General features: G+C 35.4%; 21 protein-coding genes. 3 read left to right on the forward strand and 18 right to left on the reverse strand.

The window, feature by feature from the left end:
• Nucleotides 1-55 precede the first annotated feature (55 nt).
• From QQS35_RS17445 to QQS35_RS17490, 10 genes are all read right to left on the reverse strand, one after another.
• Nucleotides 56-1,708 (reverse strand): PucR family transcriptional regulator, encoded by a 1,653-nt coding sequence (locus tag QQS35_RS17445; protein WP_285933510.1) that lies wholly within the window; start codon nucleotides 1,706-1,708, stop codon nucleotides 56-58.
• A 229-nt stretch (nucleotides 1,709-1,937) separates the two neighbouring features.
• Entirely contained in the window at nucleotides 1,938-2,150 is a 213-nt protein-coding gene (locus QQS35_RS17450; protein WP_285933511.1) for a hypothetical protein, read from the reverse strand.
• 49 nt (nucleotides 2,151-2,199) lie between these two features.
• Nucleotides 2,200-3,618 (reverse strand): dihydropyrimidinase, encoded by a 1,419-nt coding sequence (gene hydA / locus QQS35_RS17455; RefSeq protein ID WP_285933512.1) that lies wholly within the window; start codon nucleotides 3,616-3,618, stop codon nucleotides 2,200-2,202.
• Nucleotides 3,619-3,678: 60 nt separating this feature from the next.
• Nucleotides 3,679-4,962 (reverse strand): NAD-dependent dihydropyrimidine dehydrogenase subunit PreA, encoded by a 1,284-nt coding sequence (gene preA, locus QQS35_RS17460; protein WP_285933513.1) that lies wholly within the window; start codon nucleotides 4,960-4,962, stop codon nucleotides 3,679-3,681.
• Nucleotides 4,963-4,999: 37 nt separating this feature from the next.
• On the reverse strand, nucleotides 5,000-6,355 hold the full coding sequence (locus QQS35_RS17465) for an NAD(P)-dependent oxidoreductase (RefSeq protein WP_285933804.1): 1,356 nt from the start codon (nucleotides 6,353-6,355) through the stop codon (nucleotides 5,000-5,002).
• Between the two features lie 250 nt (nucleotides 6,356-6,605).
• Nucleotides 6,606-7,496 carry a nitrilase-related carbon-nitrogen hydrolase gene (locus tag QQS35_RS17470; protein WP_285933514.1) on the reverse strand — a complete coding sequence of 297 codons (891 nt, stop codon included), beginning with the start codon at nucleotides 7,494-7,496 and terminating at the stop codon, nucleotides 6,606-6,608.
• Between the two features lie 340 nt (nucleotides 7,497-7,836).
• Nucleotides 7,837-8,400, reverse strand: a complete 564-nt coding sequence (locus tag QQS35_RS17475; protein WP_285933515.1) for an RNA polymerase sigma factor — start codon at nucleotides 8,398-8,400, stop codon at nucleotides 7,837-7,839.
• A 16-nt stretch (nucleotides 8,401-8,416) separates the two neighbouring features.
• On the reverse strand, nucleotides 8,417-10,405 hold the full coding sequence (locus QQS35_RS17480) for a DUF6449 domain-containing protein (RefSeq protein WP_285933516.1): 1,989 nt from the start codon (nucleotides 10,403-10,405) through the stop codon (nucleotides 8,417-8,419).
• Nucleotides 10,380-11,279 (reverse strand): ABC transporter ATP-binding protein, encoded by a 900-nt coding sequence (locus QQS35_RS17485; RefSeq protein WP_285933517.1) that lies wholly within the window; start codon nucleotides 11,277-11,279, stop codon nucleotides 10,380-10,382. The genes QQS35_RS17480 and QQS35_RS17485 overlap by 26 nt, the downstream gene beginning before the upstream one ends.
• On the reverse strand, nucleotides 11,272-11,661 hold the full coding sequence (locus QQS35_RS17490) for a GntR family transcriptional regulator (protein WP_285933518.1): 390 nt from the start codon (nucleotides 11,659-11,661) through the stop codon (nucleotides 11,272-11,274). Before QQS35_RS17490 ends, QQS35_RS17485 begins: the two co-directional genes overlap by 8 nt.
• A 199-nt stretch (nucleotides 11,662-11,860) precedes the next feature.
• Between QQS35_RS17490 and QQS35_RS17495 the strand changes: the two genes are divergently transcribed.
• On the forward strand, nucleotides 11,861-12,226 hold the full coding sequence (locus QQS35_RS17495; RefSeq protein ID WP_285933519.1) for a hypothetical protein: 366 nt from the start codon (nucleotides 11,861-11,863) through the stop codon (nucleotides 12,224-12,226).
• Nucleotides 12,227-12,556: 330 nt separating this feature from the next.
• Here QQS35_RS17495 and QQS35_RS17500 read toward each other — a convergent pair whose 3' ends face one another.
• The 4 genes from QQS35_RS17500 to QQS35_RS17515 form a co-directional block, all read right to left on the reverse strand.
• On the reverse strand, nucleotides 12,557-13,162 hold the full coding sequence (locus tag QQS35_RS17500) for an alpha/beta hydrolase (protein WP_285933805.1): 606 nt from the start codon (nucleotides 13,160-13,162) through the stop codon (nucleotides 12,557-12,559).
• Between the two features lie 227 nt (nucleotides 13,163-13,389).
• Nucleotides 13,390-14,718 carry a DUF4129 domain-containing protein gene (locus QQS35_RS17505; protein WP_285933520.1) on the reverse strand — a complete coding sequence of 443 codons (1,329 nt, stop codon included), beginning with the start codon at nucleotides 14,716-14,718 and terminating at the stop codon, nucleotides 13,390-13,392.
• Entirely contained in the window at nucleotides 14,711-15,859 is a 1,149-nt protein-coding gene (locus tag QQS35_RS17510; protein ID WP_285933521.1) for a DUF58 domain-containing protein, read from the reverse strand. The genes QQS35_RS17505 and QQS35_RS17510 overlap by 8 nt, the downstream gene beginning before the upstream one ends.
• Nucleotides 15,856-16,821 (reverse strand): AAA family ATPase, encoded by a 966-nt coding sequence (locus tag QQS35_RS17515; RefSeq protein WP_285933522.1) that lies wholly within the window; start codon nucleotides 16,819-16,821, stop codon nucleotides 15,856-15,858. Before QQS35_RS17515 ends, QQS35_RS17510 begins: the two co-directional genes overlap by 4 nt.
• 234 nt (nucleotides 16,822-17,055) lie before the next feature.
• Between QQS35_RS17515 and QQS35_RS17520 the strand changes: the two genes are divergently transcribed.
• Complete coding sequence (locus QQS35_RS17520) at nucleotides 17,056-17,376, forward strand: hypothetical protein (RefSeq protein ID WP_285933523.1); 321 nt, start codon at nucleotides 17,056-17,058, stop codon at nucleotides 17,374-17,376.
• Between the two features lie 631 nt (nucleotides 17,377-18,007).
• A complete protein-coding gene (locus tag QQS35_RS17525) occupies nucleotides 18,008-18,625 on the forward strand; it encodes an NAD(P)-binding protein (protein WP_285933524.1) in 618 nt (205 codons plus the stop codon).
• Between the two features lie 42 nt (nucleotides 18,626-18,667).
• Here the strand turns inward: QQS35_RS17525 and QQS35_RS17530 are convergent, their stop codons facing one another.
• The 4 genes from QQS35_RS17530 to nirD all read right to left on the reverse strand — a co-directional run bounded on the left by QQS35_RS17530 (nucleotide 18,668) and on the right by nirD (nucleotide 21,168).
• Nucleotides 18,668-18,820 carry a hypothetical protein gene (locus tag QQS35_RS17530; RefSeq protein WP_285933525.1) on the reverse strand — a complete coding sequence of 51 codons (153 nt, stop codon included), beginning with the start codon at nucleotides 18,818-18,820 and terminating at the stop codon, nucleotides 18,668-18,670.
• 317 nt (nucleotides 18,821-19,137) lie between these two features.
• Nucleotides 19,138-19,905, reverse strand: coding sequence for a sirohydrochlorin chelatase (locus tag QQS35_RS17535; RefSeq protein ID WP_285933526.1), 768 nt, complete (start codon nucleotides 19,903-19,905; stop codon nucleotides 19,138-19,140).
• A gap of 56 nt (nucleotides 19,906-19,961) precedes the next feature.
• Nucleotides 19,962-20,744 carry a uroporphyrinogen-III C-methyltransferase gene (gene cobA / locus QQS35_RS17540; protein WP_285933527.1) on the reverse strand — a complete coding sequence of 261 codons (783 nt, stop codon included), beginning with the start codon at nucleotides 20,742-20,744 and terminating at the stop codon, nucleotides 19,962-19,964.
• A gap of 100 nt (nucleotides 20,745-20,844) precedes the next feature.
• A complete protein-coding gene (gene nirD, locus QQS35_RS17545) occupies nucleotides 20,845-21,168 on the reverse strand; it encodes a nitrite reductase small subunit NirD (RefSeq protein WP_285933528.1) in 324 nt (107 codons plus the stop codon).
• Nucleotides 21,169-21,175: the final 7 nt, after the last annotated feature.

Genomic DNA, 21,175 nt, shown 5'->3' on the forward strand with positions numbered 1-21,175 from the left:
GTATAACCGTTTTCATAGAGGTAATAAAAAAACTGTGTCCCAGCACAGTTTTTTCTTATCCCTCTATATAGTTGACTTTCGTTTCAGAAACATTGATTAGTGGATTCATATATCGGTAGGAGTGAAGAGAAAACTCAATGGTAGCACGCTTTGTTGCATCCATAAAATCATCACCTAGTAATTCTTTTAGCTTGTCTAAACGATGATATAGCGTTTGTCGAACGATATAAAGGCGTTTCGCTGCATCATTTTTTGATCCATTCGATTCAAGAAAAACTTGTAAGGTGTACAGAAGTTCACTATTATGTGATTCATCATATTCAATGACTGGTCCTATATATTCATGAATATAGTCAGTTAGATTTATTGATTTACTTAAACTAGAAACTAAACGATAGATATGAAGGTTTTCATAGAAGATTTCATTTTCAATCTTCGCCTGATTTTGGATTTTAATTGCTTCTTTTGCTGTTTCGTAGCTTTGTGGAATGGACTGAAGTTCGCGTGTCATTTTACCAATCCCAAACAAAGCAGAATCATGTGTCTGTTTTTTATAAAGCTCCATCTGGTTTACATGATTTATAGTCTTTTGCAATCTTTCTTTCCAATCAGATAAAGACCGTTGATTAATAAAAATAAACGTAAATTGTTTATGGTCATATAAAGAGATTAAGAAATAACCATATTTCTGTAATACGTTTCTGAAGATCGCTAAAAAATAGGAGTGTTTAGAGTCATCAAGTACTTGATTTAGTCGACAAATGCATACAGTAGCCCCATTGGGTTTTAAAGTGGAATCTAAAGAGGATATATATTGCTCGATTTCTTCTGTTTTGTATTCACCATTTAACCATTCATAGACCCATTGTTGCTCTTTCTGTTTTCGTTGTTCTTCCATGTAAAAAATCCGAACTAAGTCTTGGGAAATCGCGTTAGCACAACGGTCTAAAACAAGTAGTTCATATTCACTGGCATGTTTGTATTTCGGAAAGATGATTAAGTCCGCAAACTTATGATCAAGCGCCTGCACTGGCTGTCCAACATAAGATCCATCAGGAGCAATAAATTGCTTATTTCTATTTATAAGTCGCTTCCCTTTATTTTTTTTTACGCTTTGAACTAATTTATTTTGTTCCATTTCGTGTTGAAGGGGAACAAAAATTGTTTCTTCCTTTGTTTTTGATAAATAAATCACTTGTACATTCAAGTACTGATTAATGAGTTTTAACACACGCTTAAAAGCATTTGGGAGTAACATTGTATGGTTAAGTTTTCTTGAAAACTCTTCCAAGTCCGCTAGTATTTTATATTGGTTATTCATTAGCTGGGTATTCATATTTTGTGTTATATCAATAAATCTCACTTCTTCATAAAACACGATAATGGGTAAATTATGTTTGTTAGCAAGTTCTATAAGTTCCTTCGGTATTTCATTGGCATATTTCACTAACTCAATGCACAGTCCGGAAGCTTTTGCTCGGATCAACTGCTCGAAGTAATCGATGCTGGTCTTTTGAAAGTCTTTCCAACCAATACCTGTTGATAAAATAAGCTCTGAACCGTTCAATAGCTTATCAATATTTGTTACCTCCATAATATGAACCCAACGAACAACATTATCTAATCCCTTTTCACCAGCAACTACTTTTGCATTCTCAAAACACTTATTTTTAAGTACTTCTCTAATCGTTAATTGAAATGATCCCAATAATCTTCCTCCTCACAACGTCATCATTATTTTTCTTGATTTAACTGGAGAATATTAATATTAGTACGGATTATTGTACGTTCCTTGATAACAATGTAGCACTATTTACCATTGATTACTGTTATTCTGTAAGGTAATCTCACCGTGAGAATTTCTTATACGCGTATTATTTTATATTAAAAAACAACAGACCCACTTAGGAACTCCTAAGTGGGTCTATCGTAAAAATTCATGTACCTCGTTCTGGCATAAAAATTAAGTTAGAAATATATTTTCTAGTGTCCGCCATAGAAATGTGCAATATTTCAAGTGCTTTTCCATCCTTGGCAAAGGTTACAATTGCTCCGTCGAGGTTATCTTTTAGATTCTTAATCGCATAACCATCTTTTAAAAGAGCATCGATTGTTTTTCTTTCGTTGTCAAACTGAGCAAACTCAGACAATGTAAATTGCTCCTTTCAACTTAATTGAGGATAAAAGGTTACATTTAAGCTATACTGTAACCTTGTCACTACCATTCGTTAACATTTTCCCATAATGTGCGCGTTTTAAATAATTCCCTGCACCTAATGAACCAACAAATTGTTTATCTTTTATAACGAACGCACCACGAGATAAAACGGTAATTGGCTCACCCGTTATTTCCATCCCCTCAAAAGCATTGTAATCTACAGCCATATGATGTGTATCTACAGAAATCGTGCGCTCAACCGTTGGATCAAATATGACGATATCCGCATCAGCACCAACAGAAATTGTTCCTTTTTTAGGATACAATCCAAACAATTTAGCAATTCGTGTAGACGTTATATCAACAAACTGATTCAATGTAATCCTTCCTTTTTTTACACCCTCAGAAAATAGAATGCTAAAACGGTCTTCAATCATTGGTCCTCCATTAGGAATCTTTGTAAAATCACCCTTTCCTAAATCTTTTTGCCCTTTAAAATCAAACGAACACTGATCTGAACCAATCGTTTGTAAATAACCATTTTTTAGTGCGTTCCATAATTTATCTTGATTCCACTTCTCGCGTAACGGTGGTGACCAAACATATTTAGCACCTTCAAAATTTGGTTTCTCCATATATGTTTGATCTAAGACTAAGTATTGTGGACAGGTTTCTCCCCACACGTCGTAACCTTTTTCTCGTGCTTCTTTAATTTTTTGTGCACTTTCATCACAAGAAACATGTACAACATATAATTGCGATTTTGCTAGACCAGTTAGTAGTGTAGCTCTCCCTGTGGCTTCTCCTTCCGCTTCGGGAGGGCGCGTTAATGCATGATAAATCGGATCTGTATTGCCCGCTTCTAAAGCATCTTTTACTAAATGATCAATTACATCCCCATTTTCTGCGTGAACCATGACGAGAGCACCGAGCTCTTTAGCAGTTTTTAACGTTTGAAATAGCGTACCATCGTCGGCTTGGAATACATTTTTATATGCCATAAAAACTTTAAAAGATGTAATACCTTCTTCTTCTAGAATCAAAGGAAGCTCATTTAAAACATCTTCATTTATTTCACCAATCATTAAATGAAAACCATAATCGATGACGGCTTTATCTTTTGATTTAGCATGCCACTCCCTGATTGGGTTCCTCAACGATTCTCCTTTTCTTGTGATACAGAAGTCAATGACCGAAGTTGTTCCACCAAACGCTGCAGCAATTGTACCTGTCTCAAAATCATCTTTACTAACAGTTCCACCAAACGGCATTTCCAGGTGTGTATGTGGATCAATTCCCCCAGGGAATACATAACATCCAGTAGCATCAACACTTTCTGCTCCGTCAAAGCTCAAATCTTGACAAATCATAGAAATTTGTTCATTTTCAATTAATATATCTGCTTGGAACGTATCAGATGCTGTTACAATTGTACCGTTCTTAATTATCTTCTGAGCCATTGTTAGCCTCCTCTAAATTCGTTTACGAATCACAATCTAGTACGATCGGTTAAACGTATATTATTTTACTAAATCGACATTAGACCCTTTCATACTTATTGCTGCCTGTCTTTCGTTCCATGACATTGGTGGAAACTTGCTATCTACTTCCACCATTTCAATAGCACCATCCACAGGGCAAACAATCGCACACAGGTTACATCCAACACAATCTTCTTCACGTACTTGTAATATGTTCTTTCCGTTATCATCCTTTAACATATCAATGCATTGGTGAGACGTATCTTCACAGGCAATATGGCACTTATTACAGTTGATACACGTGTCATTATCAATTTGTGCGACAACCTTATAGTTAAGATCTAAGTCTCCCCAATTAGAATATTTTGGAACTGTTTTACCTACAAGATCCATCACTGAAGCAATACCCTTATCATCAAGATAATGATTTAATCCATCAATCATGTCTTCTACAATTCTGAAACCATGATGCATAGCAGCCGTACATACTTGAACGCTAGTTGATCCCATTAACATAAATTCAACAGCATCCTGCCAATTTGACACACCACCTATTCCAGAGATAGGAATATTAATATTTTGTCTTCGTGCACATTCACCGACCATGTTTAGTGCTATCGGTTTGACTGCTGGTCCACAATACCCTCCGTGTGCTCCTTTATTACCAACGTGAGGGATTGTATTCCATGTATGAATATCCACACCTGCTAAACTATTAATCGTATTAATCATACTAATTGAATCTGCTCCACCACGAACCGCTGCTTCTGCAGTGACAGTAATATCCGTTATATTGGGAGTTAGCTTAACAATAACTGGTTTAGATGCAGCTTCTTTCGTCCAATAGGTTTGTTTTTCAACCAGTTCTGGAACCTGACCAGAAGCAGCACCCATACCGCGCTCAGCCATGCCATGCGGACATCCAAAGTTTAATTCATACCCATCTACACCAATATCTTCTACTCTTTTTACAATTTCATGCCATTTTTCCCTTTCTGGTTCAACCATCAAGGATGCAATGATGGCATGGTTGGGATACTTTTTCTTCGTTTCATAGATTTCTTTTAAATTTTCTTCTAAAGGTCTATCAGTAATTAGTTCAATATTATTAAATCCCGCAACACGTTGACCATTAAAGCCAATTGCTGCAAAACGAGAGGACGTATTGATTACTGGATCACCTAATGTCTTCCAAACCGCTCCACCCCAACCTGCTTCAAAAGCTCGTTGAACCTGATATCCTGTATTTGTTGGGGGGCCAGATGCTAACCAAAAAGGGTTCGGTGATTTGATACCAGCTATGTTAATACTTAAGTCTGCCATATGATAGGGCCTCCTCTTCCTATATTCATATTTGCTGTTAAGATGCCGTTTCAGTTACATTAAACATTTCCCGGTGCAGTGAGTAGGCTACTTGCTTTCCCTGTTCTGCCGCTGAAACTACCATCGCCTCTCCTTGCCCTTTTCCAAAAATAACATCTCCACAAGCAAATACAGATGGATTTGAAGTCTGGAACGTAGCTTCGTTGATGGTAACGACGCCAGCATCATGCTGTAATCCAAAGCTTTCAATTAACTTCGTATAGCGTGACTGACCAATCGCTCGAATTACATAATCAACCGCTAAGGTAAATGCCGAACCTTTAATAGGGACAGGTTTACGCCTTCCATCTTGATCAGGTTTTCCTAATTCCATTTTGATACATTCTAATCCTTTTACTTTGCCATTTTCGTCACTTACTACTTTCGTCGGTTGTGTTAACCAATTAAATTCTATCCCATCTTGTTTGGCAAACTCATATTCAAAATCATAGGCTGTCATTTCTTCAACAGTTCTTCGGTACAGAATCTTCACATTTTCTGCACCTAGTCGGACGGAACAAGTAGCGCCATCAATAGCTGTGTTACCAGCACCAATAACAGCTACCTTCTTACCTATAAACTCATCAGTTATTGGTTTTGTCTTTGTATTTTTGACAAATTCAATAGCATCAAGAACACCATCTAAGTCTTCTCCTTCCATACCTAATTCAGGAACGTTAGACATACCCACAGCAATAACTAGTCGATCATAATTTTCTAATAACTCGTTAGCTTGAATATCCTTACCAATAACTGTGTTTGTTCTTATTTCTACGTCTAAACTTTCTACTTGCTCGACTTCCCAAAATGAAACAGTTTGAGGTAACCGGAACGAAACAATACCATAGCTATTTAATCCGCCAGCATTCTCTTCCGCTTCAAAAATAGTAACCTGGTAACCTAGTAACGCTAATTCTCTAGCAGCAGATAATCCAGCCGGTCCACCACCAACAATTGCAACAGTTTTTCCGTTTTTCTTGCCTGCTTTAAACAGTACTTTTTCATTTTTCATTGCCCAGTCTGTAGCATAGCGTTGCAAGTCACCAATCATAATAGGTGTTGTAGACTCATTTAGAACGCAGGATCCTTCACAAAGTTCTTCGGTTGGACATACTCTTGCACAACTTGCACCAACTGGATTTGAAGTCATAATTGTTATCGCAGATCCCTTCACATTTCCACTAGCTATCTTTTTAATAAAAGAAGGTATATCAATACCTGTAGGACACGATTGAATACATGGTGCATCATAGCAATACAAACAACGATTTGATTCTTCCATTGCCTCTTGATTTGTCAAAGCTGATTTCACTTCTCGAAAATTACCTAATAAATCCTCTGGAGTTAGATTCATCAATTTTCGTTACCCCCTTTTTCTAAGATATCTAATTGTTTTATGTTTAATTAAAGGTGAGCGGGATAAATACCCGTTCACCTTACCCTCTTATTTGTATGGAATTTCTTGTTTTATCCATAATACATTTTATTCATTGGTGCAATATCTATATATGCTATCCTGTTGGTGCGATTCGTTCATAGAATGATAGACTGTTCTATAATTGCTTTTGCTCCTTGATTTTTATACCCGTTTCACTTTCTTAATCTTAAGGAAGCAGCGCAGTCATATCCTCATATGTTTCCGGTCTACGATCGCGATAAAATTGCCACGTATCTCTTACTTCACGGATTAACTTTTTATCCATCTCACCAATAATCACTTCATCTTTGTCGCGACTAGCAGTAGCTACAAAATTACCTCTTGGATCAACTAAATAACTTTGACCATAAAACTCACCCATATTCCAAGGCCCTTCAAAACCAACACGATTAATTGCTGCTAAATAATACCCATTAGCAACAGCGTGGGCTGGTTGTTCTAATTTCCATAAGTATTCGGATAAACCAGCTACTGTAGCCGAAGGATTAAACACAATTTCGGCACCATTTAGACCTAAAAGTCTGGCCCCTTCAGGGAAATGACGATCATAACAAATATAAACACCCACTTTTCCAAATGCAGTATCGAACACTGGATAGCCTAGATTACCTGGCTTAAAGTAGTATTTTTCCCAGAATCCACAACCTTCTTTTTCTACTCCAACATGTGGAATGTGTTGTTTACGATATTTACCTAGATAACTGCCATCTGCATCGATAACTGCAGCAGTATTATAATAAGTAGCAATACCTTCTCTCTCATAAATAGGTAATACAATAACAATAGCTAACTCTTTTGCTAACTCTTGAAATAATTTAGTTGTTGGACCATTTGGTATTTCTTCTGCAGCATCATACCACTTCGTATTTTGCTCTGTACAAAAGTAAGGGCCATAAAATATTTCTTGTAGACAAACGATTTGAGCACCTTTATCTTTTGCTTCACGTACTAGCTTGATATGTTTTTCGATAGCTGTTTCTTTGTGAACGGCAACAGGTTCATTTCCATTCACATCATTTTTGGCTTGAATTAATCCAATCGTGACTTTATCAGACACATAAATTCCTCCTTTAACAATTAGAAAAAGCTTTATTATCTGAATTATTAGATAATTAGTAATAGAAATTGAACCTAGCCTGATATTCAACAAGCTACCTTTTACTATTTAACTATGTGTTTAATTATACGAAAGAAGGCTGCTTATTTACTTACACAACATGTAAAATGAAATTAATTATTACTGCGCACTATGTAAAAAGAGGTCGTAAGATTATCTTACATATTTCGAATTCTCTGTACTCCCTAAACGTTTAAAACGGAATGTTTGTAAAGAAATCTTCCGAATAAAAGTCAAAAAACACCAAGTCTGGGATGCAAACAGACTTGGTGTTCTGACTTTAAGCTATAACTTCTAACTCTTTAGTTTCTTTAACTTCTTTCCCTTTAAGCTGTTGTTTCATAATCTTTCTGGCACGAAATATTCTTGTTTTCACTGCAGACAACGTGATATTCAATTTCTCTGCAATATCTTCATCTTTTATATCTTCTTGATATTTTAATAATAGTACTTTCTGTAACTTTGGACTTAATAAAACAATTTGCTGTTTAATATCTTCTTTGCTCCAAATAGTTTCCAATTCTTTATCTACTAATAGTAATGGCTTCAGGCTTTCATAATTCGTAAATAAAACCTCATCAATTGGGATAAATGATGCTCGTTTTTCTTTACGTAATACATCAATAGCTGTTCTACTTGCTATGGTTGACAACCAAGCTCCTATTTTACTATCGTCTGTTAATCTATCTATATTGTTATAAGCTTTTATAAATGTTTCTTGAACAACATCTTCAGCTAAATAATTATCCCGCGTGATTTTCCAAGCAGCATGGTATACACGCTGGTAATAGGTTTCATAGATTGTTGAGAATTCATTACATTTTTCTAATACACTACCCTCCATTTCATGCTCCTCCTTTTTAGTTTAAATCAAAATAAGCTTTGACAAAATCCGGTAAATTATTGGCAGGTATCCAATACTCTGTCGTTGGATCTTTGTCGTCTTCACCAACAAAAAACGCTATCGCATAAAAAGGTGGTCTAGCATATCCAACTTCAGATGGTGAATAATTATTTAGTAAAGACTGAATATCTTCTTTGTCTTCAACAAATAGTAGTTCACTATTATTTTCTGTCTCATTAGTAAATAGTTCGTAAAAGTCAATTTCACTATTTGCAATACCAACTTTTGTTATTTCGTCTGCTGTTACTACAGCATCTTCATACAATTGATTATCTTTCAACCAAGCTTCAAAATTAGTATATGATCGGTTAAATTCTAAGAATATGTCCTCATTGTCAGAAGTGAGTATTCTTATTGTCGACATGTAGTAACTGCCGTTTATAATTGATTCAAAGGATTGATTAACAATATCTTTTTTCAAAGCTGCTATTGCTTCCTGAATTTGTTGAGGATCAAAAACAACGGTCTGGTTTTCATCGTCGTTAACTCCTGGACTAATCGTTAATTTTTCAACCTGATTCGTAGCAACATTTAAAATCTGATTATTTAATTGTTTATACTCTGTCGATTCATAGATTGTCTTTAAATAAGGTTGATATGCTGGGATAGTCTTGTCCATTTGGTATTCACGAACAATGGTCTTCCCATTCTTTAATTCATAAGCAATATTTATACGTTCAAACCAATTGTCGTTCACATCAAAACGAGTCGACTGTTCAATGACTTGTTTGTGAAATCCTCTGACCGCTTCGATATTTTCAACTGTTGTTACATATTGAGAATCAAGGTAACGATATTCCTCTATCTCTTGATTGTAGTTATAATAGTGATCTGTACTGAAATATATCTGTTCAATTTCATCAGCCTCTGGGATTTTATTTTCATATCCCGTAATATCTAATGAAATCACAATAAAAATAAACGCCAAGGCAATGATATAGAAAAAGTAGCCTTTCCATTTGTTAAAAACACGCCATGTTTTTGTTAGTAACATTTCAGCAAGGAAATAACCGAGAATCGAACCGATTAAATATCCAATGATGACCCAGTAGTACTGTGTTTGTGTTTCACCAAAGTAAAAGCCGCCTAGCATGGTCATACAAAGCGTTACACCATACTTGAAGATTGGTTTCAACAAAGAAAAAGTAATTGCTTGCGATGCGAACTCTAGATGTCTTCTTCTATAAAGCTGTACGGACACGACGTATAAAGCGACGGATATAATCAAATAAACAATTGATTTAAAAAGGCTAAATTGATCAAAGTTATCTACAAAGTCTGTAATTGGCGAAAGCTCAATAACACTTCTATTTGTATAATACTGTTCCGAAAAACCAATTAATAAATAATCCATATTAAACATCACTAACACAACAATGCCAGCGGGGAATAGCAAAAAGATATAAGTTAATACCCCTTGCACTGTTGAAATTCCAGTAACAGTTGCGATTAAAATTGCTGAAGCAAAGATGACAATATTTACAACAATGGTTACCCCAAGCCAATAACCAATATCTGTAACCACAAAATAATTACTAATATCCATCGTGACACTCATAATCAGTAAGATAATTGCAGTTATAATTACTGGTAGTATGACTAAGCATATCCCTGTAATTGCATGGTGATGGATTAGTTTCTCTCTTTTAATTGGTAAACTGTGAATAAAATCCGTAGAACCTTTTACATGTAGATAACGGAATAAAAACACAGCTAATACTACAGGGACGAGAAGGATAGCAAAATATTGTATTTCTAAATGAAAGTTAAACAAACTTGTTTCATCCATATAATAATTGTTATAGTCTTCATTAGAAATTCGGAGTAAAATTTCCAAAGGGACTGCAAAAATCAATGCACATAAATAAATAATCCCTATCCAACCTACGTTCCGTAAATCATGTTTGATAATTTCTTTTTTAAACCAAGACGTTTTCAATGGCATAACCAACCCCCCCCATTTCATAAATAAATATTTCTTCTAAAGTCAGAGGTAATAGGTCATAAACAACTGGTTTGTATTGACTAATATGCTTTGCAATATCCTGGTCTTTTCCTCTAATAATACAGAGAAGCACACTACCACGTTGATCCTTATGCAACACATCTAAGTGATTAAACAACTCTGTTGGTAATCCATCTTTAAAAGCTATCTGCACTTTGTGGATATCCGATTTCAAGTCATCTAAGTCTTTTTCAAGAATGAGCGATCCCTGGTGTAAGATACCAATATGATCGCAAATATCCTCCACTTCTCTTAAATTGTGAGAGGAAATAATCACCGTCATTTCTCGATCTGCAACATCTTGGATAATTAAATTTTTAATCTTTTGCCGTATCACTGCATCTAAACCATCAAAGGGTTCATCTAGTACAAGTACATCAGGCATAGCAGATAATGCCAACCAAAATGCAACTTGTCTTTGCATCCCTTTAGAGAAACGCTGTATTTTCTTATTAACATCTAATCCGAATAGCTGTTGAAGTTTTGCAAATCGTTCAGCGTTCCAATTACTATATATATCTTCATAAAATTTGGCCATTTGGATAACTGTATATTGTGAGAAAAAGTAAAGTACATCAGGAATAAATACGACGTTATTTTTTATATGTGGATTCTCAAAGATAACTTGTTCGTTAACGACTACTTCCCCATGATCTTGTTGTAAAATCCCAGTTGCTATTTTTAACAAAGTTGTTTTTCCGGCTCCATTTGATCCAAGTAATCCATAGATTGAACCCTGATTTACGTGAAGTGAAACATCTTTTAAAACAACACTTCGTTCAAAATCTTTGCTGACATTGTTAATATTAATCATTTGTATATCCTCCCCCCACTACATCGTCTACTTCATCAATTAATGAATACAAATCAGAAGTTGACAATCCTAAAAATAATGCTTCAGCAATCAGCTTTTTTAATTCGTCTTTCATTTTTTCTAATTCCTCCACATTCTCGTTTTTTGCCAAAGCATTTACAAAGCTTCCTTTTCCTTTAATCGAGTAAATATATGCTTGAGATTCTAATTCTCGATAAGCTTTTTGAATTGTATTTGGGTTTATCGTTAATTGCTGTGCTAGTGTTCGAACAGAGGGAAGTTTCTCATCGACTCGCAACACATCATTAATAATCAACTCTTTCAATTTATCCACTAGCTGTTCATATATTGGTTTTCTACTACGTAAATCTAACTCAAACATAACTACCCCCCTAACAGTAACTGTACTGACTGTATTATCCATACTAACTGTATTAATATATGTAATACAGTTGTAATTATATATTACCTAGATTATTTTACAAGACCTATTTTTATTATTTTACAAAAATTTCAACATCTAATTTTTATCCATATCGATTATAATGAATAGTAGATCATAGTAATGGGGATGAATGAAAATGGACAACAACTTGGAAGACCTTCATCAAAAGGAACAAGAACAGGACCGTTATCAAACGTTAAAAAAGGGATCATTTTGGTATTGGGGGTTACTTTTATTTCTTTCGGTTGTTATTTATCACCTCGGATTTCCTAAGATAGCTGGAATTATACTTGCGACACTTATCGCACTTAGCTTGTGTAGAAAAACGAGGTATATATTATATTTTTTACTGCCTATCGGAATAACTGGAAGCTTGGTTTATTTTGGTTACACCATAATTGGAATCATAATTGGTATATTAACTGCAGTAATTTGTTTTGCGAATTACCATTATTCACTAAAGAAGTCTGCCATTAATCGACGATTACGACGTGCTTCTTAAGAACAAAAGCTTCTCGCTGGTATGCGGAACAAAAGACCACGCACACACTTGAACAGTTAAGGCAAGCTTTAAAGTGGATTTTTTCCATATAGAGGATTTCACTAAAGACCTCAGGCGGGGGAGTCGCTGTAGCTGAACGTGGCACATGCTAATAGTCAGCTATCCACAGGACGCTAAATCTAAATCCTTATGCTAACAAAAAAGCCGGTTTATCATGAACTGAATTACGTTCAAGATAAACCGGCTTCTTATTAATAAACTACTTCCTAAAGGATTATTATCCAGCACACTATGACGCAAGTTTTTCCACGTGTAAAAACCCTACATTACTTACATTGTTTTTTCATACCAAACTTTGGCAGCATCTACTTCTGTTCTCGTAAGCTGATGTCCATTATTTTCCCAATGAATACCTACATTAGCACCGTTTTTTTCTAAAAGTTCTTTCAAATCGATAGACTCTTGCTCTGTGCAAAGCGGATCATTATGTCCTGCAGTTATAAATACTTCCGCCCCATTTAAATCCGGTAATTCAATTCCTCTTCTAGGAACCATTGGGTGATGCAACACCGCTCCTTTTAAGGCTTTTTCGTAATGAAATAACAAACTACCCGCGATATTAGCTCCATTAGAATAACCAATTGCGATTATGTTATTTCTATCAAAATCATAATCCTTAGCTGCTTTGTCTAAAAAGTCGTTTAACTCAATTGTCCGTTCAATTAAATCCTCCTCATCAAATACACCTTCAGCTAAACGACGAAAGAATCGTGGCATACCATTTTCAGATACATTACCACGAACACTTAGCACAGATGCCTGATCATCAACAATCTTAGCGACTGGTAATAAATCTTGCTCTGTTCCACCTGTTCCGTGCAATAAAAGCAATACTGGCTTTGTTTTATCCCCTTGTTCAAAAATATGTTTCATTATCGTGTCCTCCTTTTATGAATATTAATACTCTCTTTTTCTAGCGGTTCTGATTGCAACCCTTACTGTTGTTTTCTATTATAAGGTTTCTTCTATATTTACATACAATTAAGAAATGATTAATTATCTTGAATTCAAAGTAATTATATAACGGCTACTAGTTCATGTCAAAAAAACCACTTCACAAAGTGAAATAGCTTTTTGAACATATTATCAATGTGATTCTTAGCCTACTTTAATCGATTAACGAGTGATGAGAGCTTCTCTATATTTACATCTGTACCCTTTTTGTTACTATACCTAACTTCTCCATATGCTTGATCAAGTATATCAAGGTCGGATGCAGATAGATCTTTTGTTTGTTTTAATTCTGATAAAACCTCATGTGGTGTACTTCCACGTTTAATATGAAAACCTTTTTTCATTTCATCAAGTAATAACTGTCGATACAGGTACCTTACTTTTTCATTGTCAGAAAGTGCTGACCAACGACTACCTTTTCTTAGCACAGATGAGAAGACTTCTTTCACCCTATCTTTCGTTTTTGTACGTAAGCTCTTCCAATCAATTAAATTCTCAGCTTCATCCGTGTAAGATTCTGTGTAATCTTTCTTACTACCTCTTTGCATGATCTGACTGAGTACTTGCCTTAGCCATTGAAAACCTGCTTTAAGAAAATCACGAGATCTTTTAAACAAAAGTAACAAAAGTACTATCGCGACGATGATGAAACCGATAGCAACAACAATTAACATTATTTTTTCGATCCACTCTGCAAAATGTGACGTTTCTTCAGCTGTTCCTGCTGAGAAATCAAATGCTTGGTCCACAGGATCCGGTTCTTCTTCAACGGGTTCGCTATTAAATAGGGAAGCGAACCAAAACAACGATTGAAATACTCCTGATACACTGTTTAATATGACCGATTGTATTAGTTGAAAGTTTGTAATTAAGATAATTATAAGAAACATCAATGTCATATAAATCCTGTTGGAACGCTTTATTGACTTACTTATTGTTGGTTGTTTATCTTTGGATAGTGTCGCAGCCTTTAAATGCTCATTATTTGAATTAAATAAAGTAATTGCAACCATCACTAATCCCAACCAAGTAATTACATGAAGATATTGATTCAAATAATCAACGTACCGAAAAACAAAAAAGCCTCCAAAATAAACAGGAAATCCCGTCGACCAGAAGAGCGAACTTGGTAATAGCTCGTTCCAATTTTGTTGCGAATGCATGACACCTCGATAAACAACAATGAGACTAACGATACATGTTGATATCGCAGCAATAGTTGTTTCACTAAAAAACATCGTAATTACAAGCGAATAAGCAACTGAAAATAGTACATATACCCAGGTCTTTCTAGCAACTATTATTGATCCAAATACGAGACCAATTAAGAAGGTGAGTATAAAACTGCCAAGCCATAAGCCTAATATCGATTCAGATATAAAGTAAGCTCCAATTAGCAAAAATAGTGGAAAGGTTAATACATATTCTATCATTCCATGCAGCCATTTTTGTAGCACTAATTTGATTGTATCAACCATAATAACCACCTACTTCACTTGGTTCATAACTATTTTCAACTTGGCTTTCATCATCCACCATAATAATCTCGACTGCATTTCCCATTGCCTCTAATTGACGGATATTACTTTTCATTTCATCCGAAACAATCGACGTAATAAGTAGAATATCCTTATTTCTAACTTGATTTTCAATATCTTCTAACAAAAAATAATTAAAGTTTCTACTTCGATCCATTTTCAACTTTGCTATCGTATCCAGGATAAAATAGATTTGATCCATTCCGCTTTCAGGTTCGAGACGTACAGATTCTTTTGTTCTTTCAGTTGGATTAGAGAATGGCTCCTTTAAATAAGCATTACATCCAAAACCTGTGCTTATACCATTTGCGATGGTATAATTCGCAATGGAAGCAGCAAAAGATAATGCTTTTTCTATCAATCTCTCGTTTTCTATCGGCATCCATATATCTTCCGTTTGATCAAAATTAACATATATCATAAGATAGTGATCGGCAGTATAATCCTTTTGACTTACTTGAAGTCGGTTACTTCGAGCAGTTGCTTTCCAATTAATTGTGTTTAGAGAATCTCCATCTGCGTATTCCCTTACTCCAGCTATAACAAATGGGTCCTCAATGATCCATCTTCGAACAGTGATGTCACCCAACCAACTATGTGAAGGTAGTGGGATAGCTTCTACATCTACAAGTGCTGGATAAACAGTAATCGTTGCGGATGAGTCGACGGTTTTAAACTTTTCATTAAAACCTAACACGTCACCAGTTGACATGGATACTGTGTGAAGTGCATAATAACCACGTTTTACACAAGTAATCTTATGTCTTCTCGTGATTTTTTGATATGGTCTTAGACTAAATAGAGTTCGATGAAATTCGGTCTCTTCCAACTCATCATCTTGTTTTTTTTTACTTTCAAATTGCAGGTGACGGTGAATTTTAGACTCTAATCTAATCCATGGAAGAGGCAACCATTTTTTGTTAGATATTTCATCTACCATTTCAATATTTTCACCCTCAAAGACAGAACTTTGACTAAACGTTCGCGAATATAAGATTTTTTTCAGTCCCAATCTATCATATAGAAAACTTTGACAGAAAATAACGATGCACGTAACTATAATTACCCAAGCAATACTCATTTGCTCTCAAGTACTCCTGCCTCAGAGGGGACAACTACAGTTTCAATTATCTCATCCAAAATACTGTCGGCTGGATTTGACTTTAATCCCGCCATTCTCCTAATCTGAATGCGATGACTTAAAACCGGTTTTACCATTTGCTTTACATCGTCAGGTAATACATAATCCCTTCCTTGAATAACAGCATGCGCCTGAACTGCTTTAAATAATGCTTGACTACCACGAGGACTTACCCCAACAGCAATATTAGCATGAACCCTTGTCTTTTCAACAATATCCATTATGTAGGCCAGTAGATCATCACTTACATAAGTACTTGAATAAAAATGTTGAATCTGTAATATGTCCTGTTGGCTCGCTACAGCTTCCAAATTCTCTAATGGATTTGACTTCTTAAATCTTCTTAATATATCGATTCCTTCTTGTCTTGTCGGGTAACCAAGGTTAATCTTTAATAAAAATCTATCTAACTGCGCTTCAGGTAATGGAAATGTCCCTTGACTTTCTAAAGGATTTTGTGTGGCGATCACTATAAATGGAGCTTGTAATGCACGTGTATCTCCATCGATGGTTACTTGCCTTTCCTCCATACTTTCTAGTAAACTAGATTGCGTTCTTGGCGTTGCTCTATTAATCTCATCTGCCAATAATATGTTGGAAAAGAGAGGACCCGGTCTGAATTCAAACTCCCCTTTTTTTTGATTATAAAAGTTAATTCCAGTAACGTCTGTTGGCAACAAATCTGGTGTGAATTGAATCCGTTTAAAGGAGCAAGACAATGATTTAGCCATAGACTTTGCTAATAATGTCTTGCCTGTTCCAGGAACATCCTCCAATAGAACATGCCCTGAAGATATTAATGCTACTAATAATTGATCAATAGTTTCGTCCTTACCTACCATAACTCGTTGGATATTCGTTTTTATCTTTTGCACTAAATGTTGAACTTCTAATACATCCACTAGTATGCCCTCCTTATGATTGCGGTTACAATTATGTGTGAAACTCATTTCTTTTTCATAGATAATTTTACACTATTTGTATGAAATCCTCTATAACTAAGTCTTTTTCAATACAAATAGTATATATTCCTATCATTTTATAGTAACAGGAAGCAGTCATACTTGAAAGCGATCACAACTGTACGGTAATATTAAAGTATATACATCATTGTAAATGATAAGGAGGAGCTTTTCATGTTGGGTGAACAAATTGCAGTTAAATTAGAATTAGTGGCTAGAAGAGCACTGAATATAAAACAAAAAGACGGTATGGCGGGAGTTATTTCTACCGATTATATCCTGAACAAAAATGGTGCATTCACGGTAATATGTGCTGCTTTAGCACCTTATTACCTTAACGCAACAAATGAAGAAAGAGTACCACTTGATGCGTTGATTAATCGGTATAAGAGTTTAGAAGATTGTAATTCAGAAACATACTTTAAGACGATGGATAGAGCTACGGAGGATTTGCGCAGTTTATTACATATGCTTGGTGTACAAGACGCCGAATAAAATGTTTGATTTTTTAATTTAATCTTTTTTCTAAAATTTTTGTTGCTTACGACAGATAAAATATAAAGTACGCCGAAAGACATTCTTTAATTTTTTTGCATTCTTTCCAAGTTGGGTGGTAATCCGGCGCTGCGGGAAAATACTCCCTTTCCATGGGGAACGCCTCAGTCTCCTCGTTCGCAAAAAGCGCTCTCTGTGGGGTCTTCAGACTGTTCCTTTCCCATAGGAGTGTCGCATTTCCCCCTACGCTTCGTATAATTTTCTTTCTAAGTGTGAGGGTAGTTAGGGTTTGATTTCATGCACTATAAAGAAACACATTAAAAACTTAACTACCAGATGAAATATTATTCTAATCTAATAGATGCTGTTTTCAGCGGATCAAGCTAAATTGGCGACACTACTGCAGGAACAGCGCGAGCTGAAGATCCACTCAGAAGTGGTTTTCTTCTGAGTTAGCTGAAGCCGTGCCTGCGGAAAGGGAGTCGATTTTGCTTAAGGAGCGGGGCCAGTGCTCTAGTGCGTACTTTATATCAAATCTGCACTATTGTAAAGCAACAATCGTTGCGAAAAGAGCCACAATTCATTTTTATAAGATTGTCGTTAAATTCCAATTAATAAAGGCAGTGATACAATGACTTCCATACCATTGATGGTTGATTTAAAAGAAAAGAGAGTAATCGTGGTTGGTGGTGGTAAAGTAGCTCAAAGAAGGATCTCTACCATAATAAATACCGGTGCCTCAATCGTTGTAATAAGTCCACATATCACACCTGTCATCAATGAATGGTACCAACAAGACAAAATCGAATGGTTAGAAAAGGAATTTTCTGTTGGTGATCTCGATGATGCATTTCTTACTATCATCGCAACGAACAATTCTACAATTAATAAGATGGCAACCGAGTCTGCTCCAAAACAAACACTAATCAATGCTGTGGAGGATGCTGAACTTGGAAATACAAAGTTTCCAATTCATTTGAAGCGTGGTAGGTTATCTATTGCTATCTCAACTGGTGGTGCAAGTCCAATACTCGCTAAAAAAATAAAACATCAACTGAATCAAACATACGATGAGCGTTATGAATCCTATCTTGACTTTTTGTTTGAAGCTAGAAGCTTAATAAAACAAACCTCCTTACCAATACATAAAAAGAAGGAATTATTACAAAAGTTAGTATCAGATGATTTTCTTACATATGAAGAACAGCAACACGAACTACTAGCTTTGAAAAAGGAAATAAATAATTAAAGCTAGGCGGTAGATGCTTTATACATTCTACCGCCTAGCTTATCACATTGTAGTTTCTGTTGTTAAATGACTATTTTTCCAGTCTGATAATTTTTTTGATCCACTTTGTTTCCTTAATTGTTCAGCTGCAATATCAATTCCATCCGCTATCGTTTTGATACGCCAAATAAATAATATCGGATTCCAGTATTGCATTTATCGTTAACCCAAAAGACTATAAAGTAGATGAAGGGATTGTCGAAGCAAATGAAGTTCTACCATTGTTTGATCCGGCAAAATCAACCATTTTTTCAGGTACAGAAGGGGAACAAGCTAGCTTACCGCTGCTAACTTAACTAAGACTATAAATAAAAGCTAACATTTCTTCAGGTTTTTCCGTTTTCAAACGTTCTGCAACAAGAAAAGCTTCCATTTGAGATGCGAATGCTTAACCATTTATAATAGTGTCGGTCACATGTTTTGCTTGTTGGTAGCTCAAATCTTTTGAGTCACCTTTTACTGTAGCAATTTCTTTAAGCCATTGCTGCAACCTTCTCGCCCTCTCCGATTGCTTCCATTACTCTGTCTTTTAATAGCTCGCATACATTTAAATGACTACCGAGATAATCACAAATAATAATTTCTTGCTCCGGGTTTATTCTAAGTTTATCCACAAACTCCCTTATTTCGGTCATGAGTACACCTGTAAATAATAAATAAGGTAGAATAACAATTCGTTCTGCACCAAAAGCGGCAGTTGACCTTAACATTTCTTCAAATTTAGGAGTAGATGCAGCTAGAAAACATGTATTAACAACTGAAACATCTACCTTCTTTTCTAACATTCCTGCAATTTTTTTCATATCGTTAACCGCTTCTTGGTCGCTACTTCCTCTTCCAACAAGTAAAACATTTATATCAGGTGTCGGTTCACGTTGTTCTTTCATTCTTTCCGCCAAGACATCGATCATTTTTTCTTGCACACCTAAAGGTTTACCATAAGTGAATTCAACTTGATTATACACTTTTTGTGCTCTTTCTAACTCTTCAGGAATATCCTTTTTTGCATGGCCAGCTGTTAGTAATAAAACAGGAATAACTGCAATTTTTGATGCTCCTTGCTTTACACATTGATCAACACCCTCAAGTATAGATGGACTTGCTAGCTCTAAAAAACAGTACTCTTGTATTGGTGTATCAACTAGTTTCATTGTTTTCTCTACAAAATCAATCGCTTCTTGTGCAGCTTCTTTCATCCGACTACCATGGCATATATATAATACAGCTTGAATGATAATCACTCCTCCTTATTTGAGTAAAGAATTAAAACAAAACTACAATATCAGTAATAATAAATCTAATAGGCTTCTTTTAATTCAAGGTCAATCGGTTTTGAGTTCATAAGTTTTAACTGATTTATTTTTTCCCTGTAACGGACAACTTCTCCTACTACAATCATGGCAGGATTTTGAATCGATGCCTTTTCAACAATACTTACTATCGATCCAATTGTTCCGGTTACCGTTTGCTGCTGATCAGTCGTTCCCTGTTGAATAATTGCTACAGGAGTATCCTTGCTTTTTCCGTGCATTAAAAGTTGATCACAAATATAAGGTAAGTTGCCAATCCCCATATATATTGCTAAAGTATCGACTGCTTTGGAAAGACTTTCCCATTTAATTTCAGTAGGTTTTCCCTTTTTACAATGCCCTGTGACAATTGCAAAGGAACTTCCCAACTCACGATGTGTTAGCGGTATATCAGCGTACGCTGGAGCTGCAATTCCTGCTGTCACTCCGGGTACTACTTCATATTCTATCCCTTTTTTTACAAGTGCCTCGATTTCTTCTGCACCACGTCCAAAGACAAAAGGGTCACCACCTTTTAGTCTAGTTACTGTTTTACCTTGTAGTCCATACTTAACTAATAAATAATTAATAGTTTCTTGTTTCATCGTATGAAATTTAGGTGATTTTCCACAATAAATTAAATCTGCACCCGACTTAGCTTCTTTAAGTAAGTCTCTATTTACAAGGCGGTCATATAAAATCACGTCTGCTTTTTGAATACACTTTAATGCCTTTACTGTTATTAATTCCGGGTCGCCAGGACCTGCTCCAACAATATATACTTTGCCCACAATAGCCCTCCTCTCACTTAGCCTCGGTTGTGTAAGTGTTTCTTTCTAAATAAATCCTAATAATAAAACAAAGATTATATTAATCTATTAAACCTATAGATTATTCTTTTATTAGTAAGTACACTTGATCATCCGTAACTTCTGTCTTAAATGTTTGTACACAACCTTCATCTGGTGCTTGCACCTCTCCATCAACAACACTTATTTTCCAATCATGCATTGGGCAAAAGACATGCTCCCCGCTGACCATACCGTCAGCAAGGACTCCGCCTTTATGTGGGCATTTATTTTCTATTGCTTTTACTTTTCCACTGGAAAGTTTAAATACTGCTACCTCAAGATCATCAATAACAACTGTCTTTCCCAATCGCTCAGGTAGATCAGAGTAATTTCCTACTAATACTCTACGAAGTGTCTTTTCCATGTTAAAA

It is taken from the genome of Aquibacillus rhizosphaerae, assembly GCF_030282825.1.
In the GTDB taxonomy this organism is placed as follows: Bacteria; Bacillota; Bacilli; order Bacillales; family Amphibacillaceae; genus Aquibacillus_C; species Aquibacillus_C rhizosphaerae.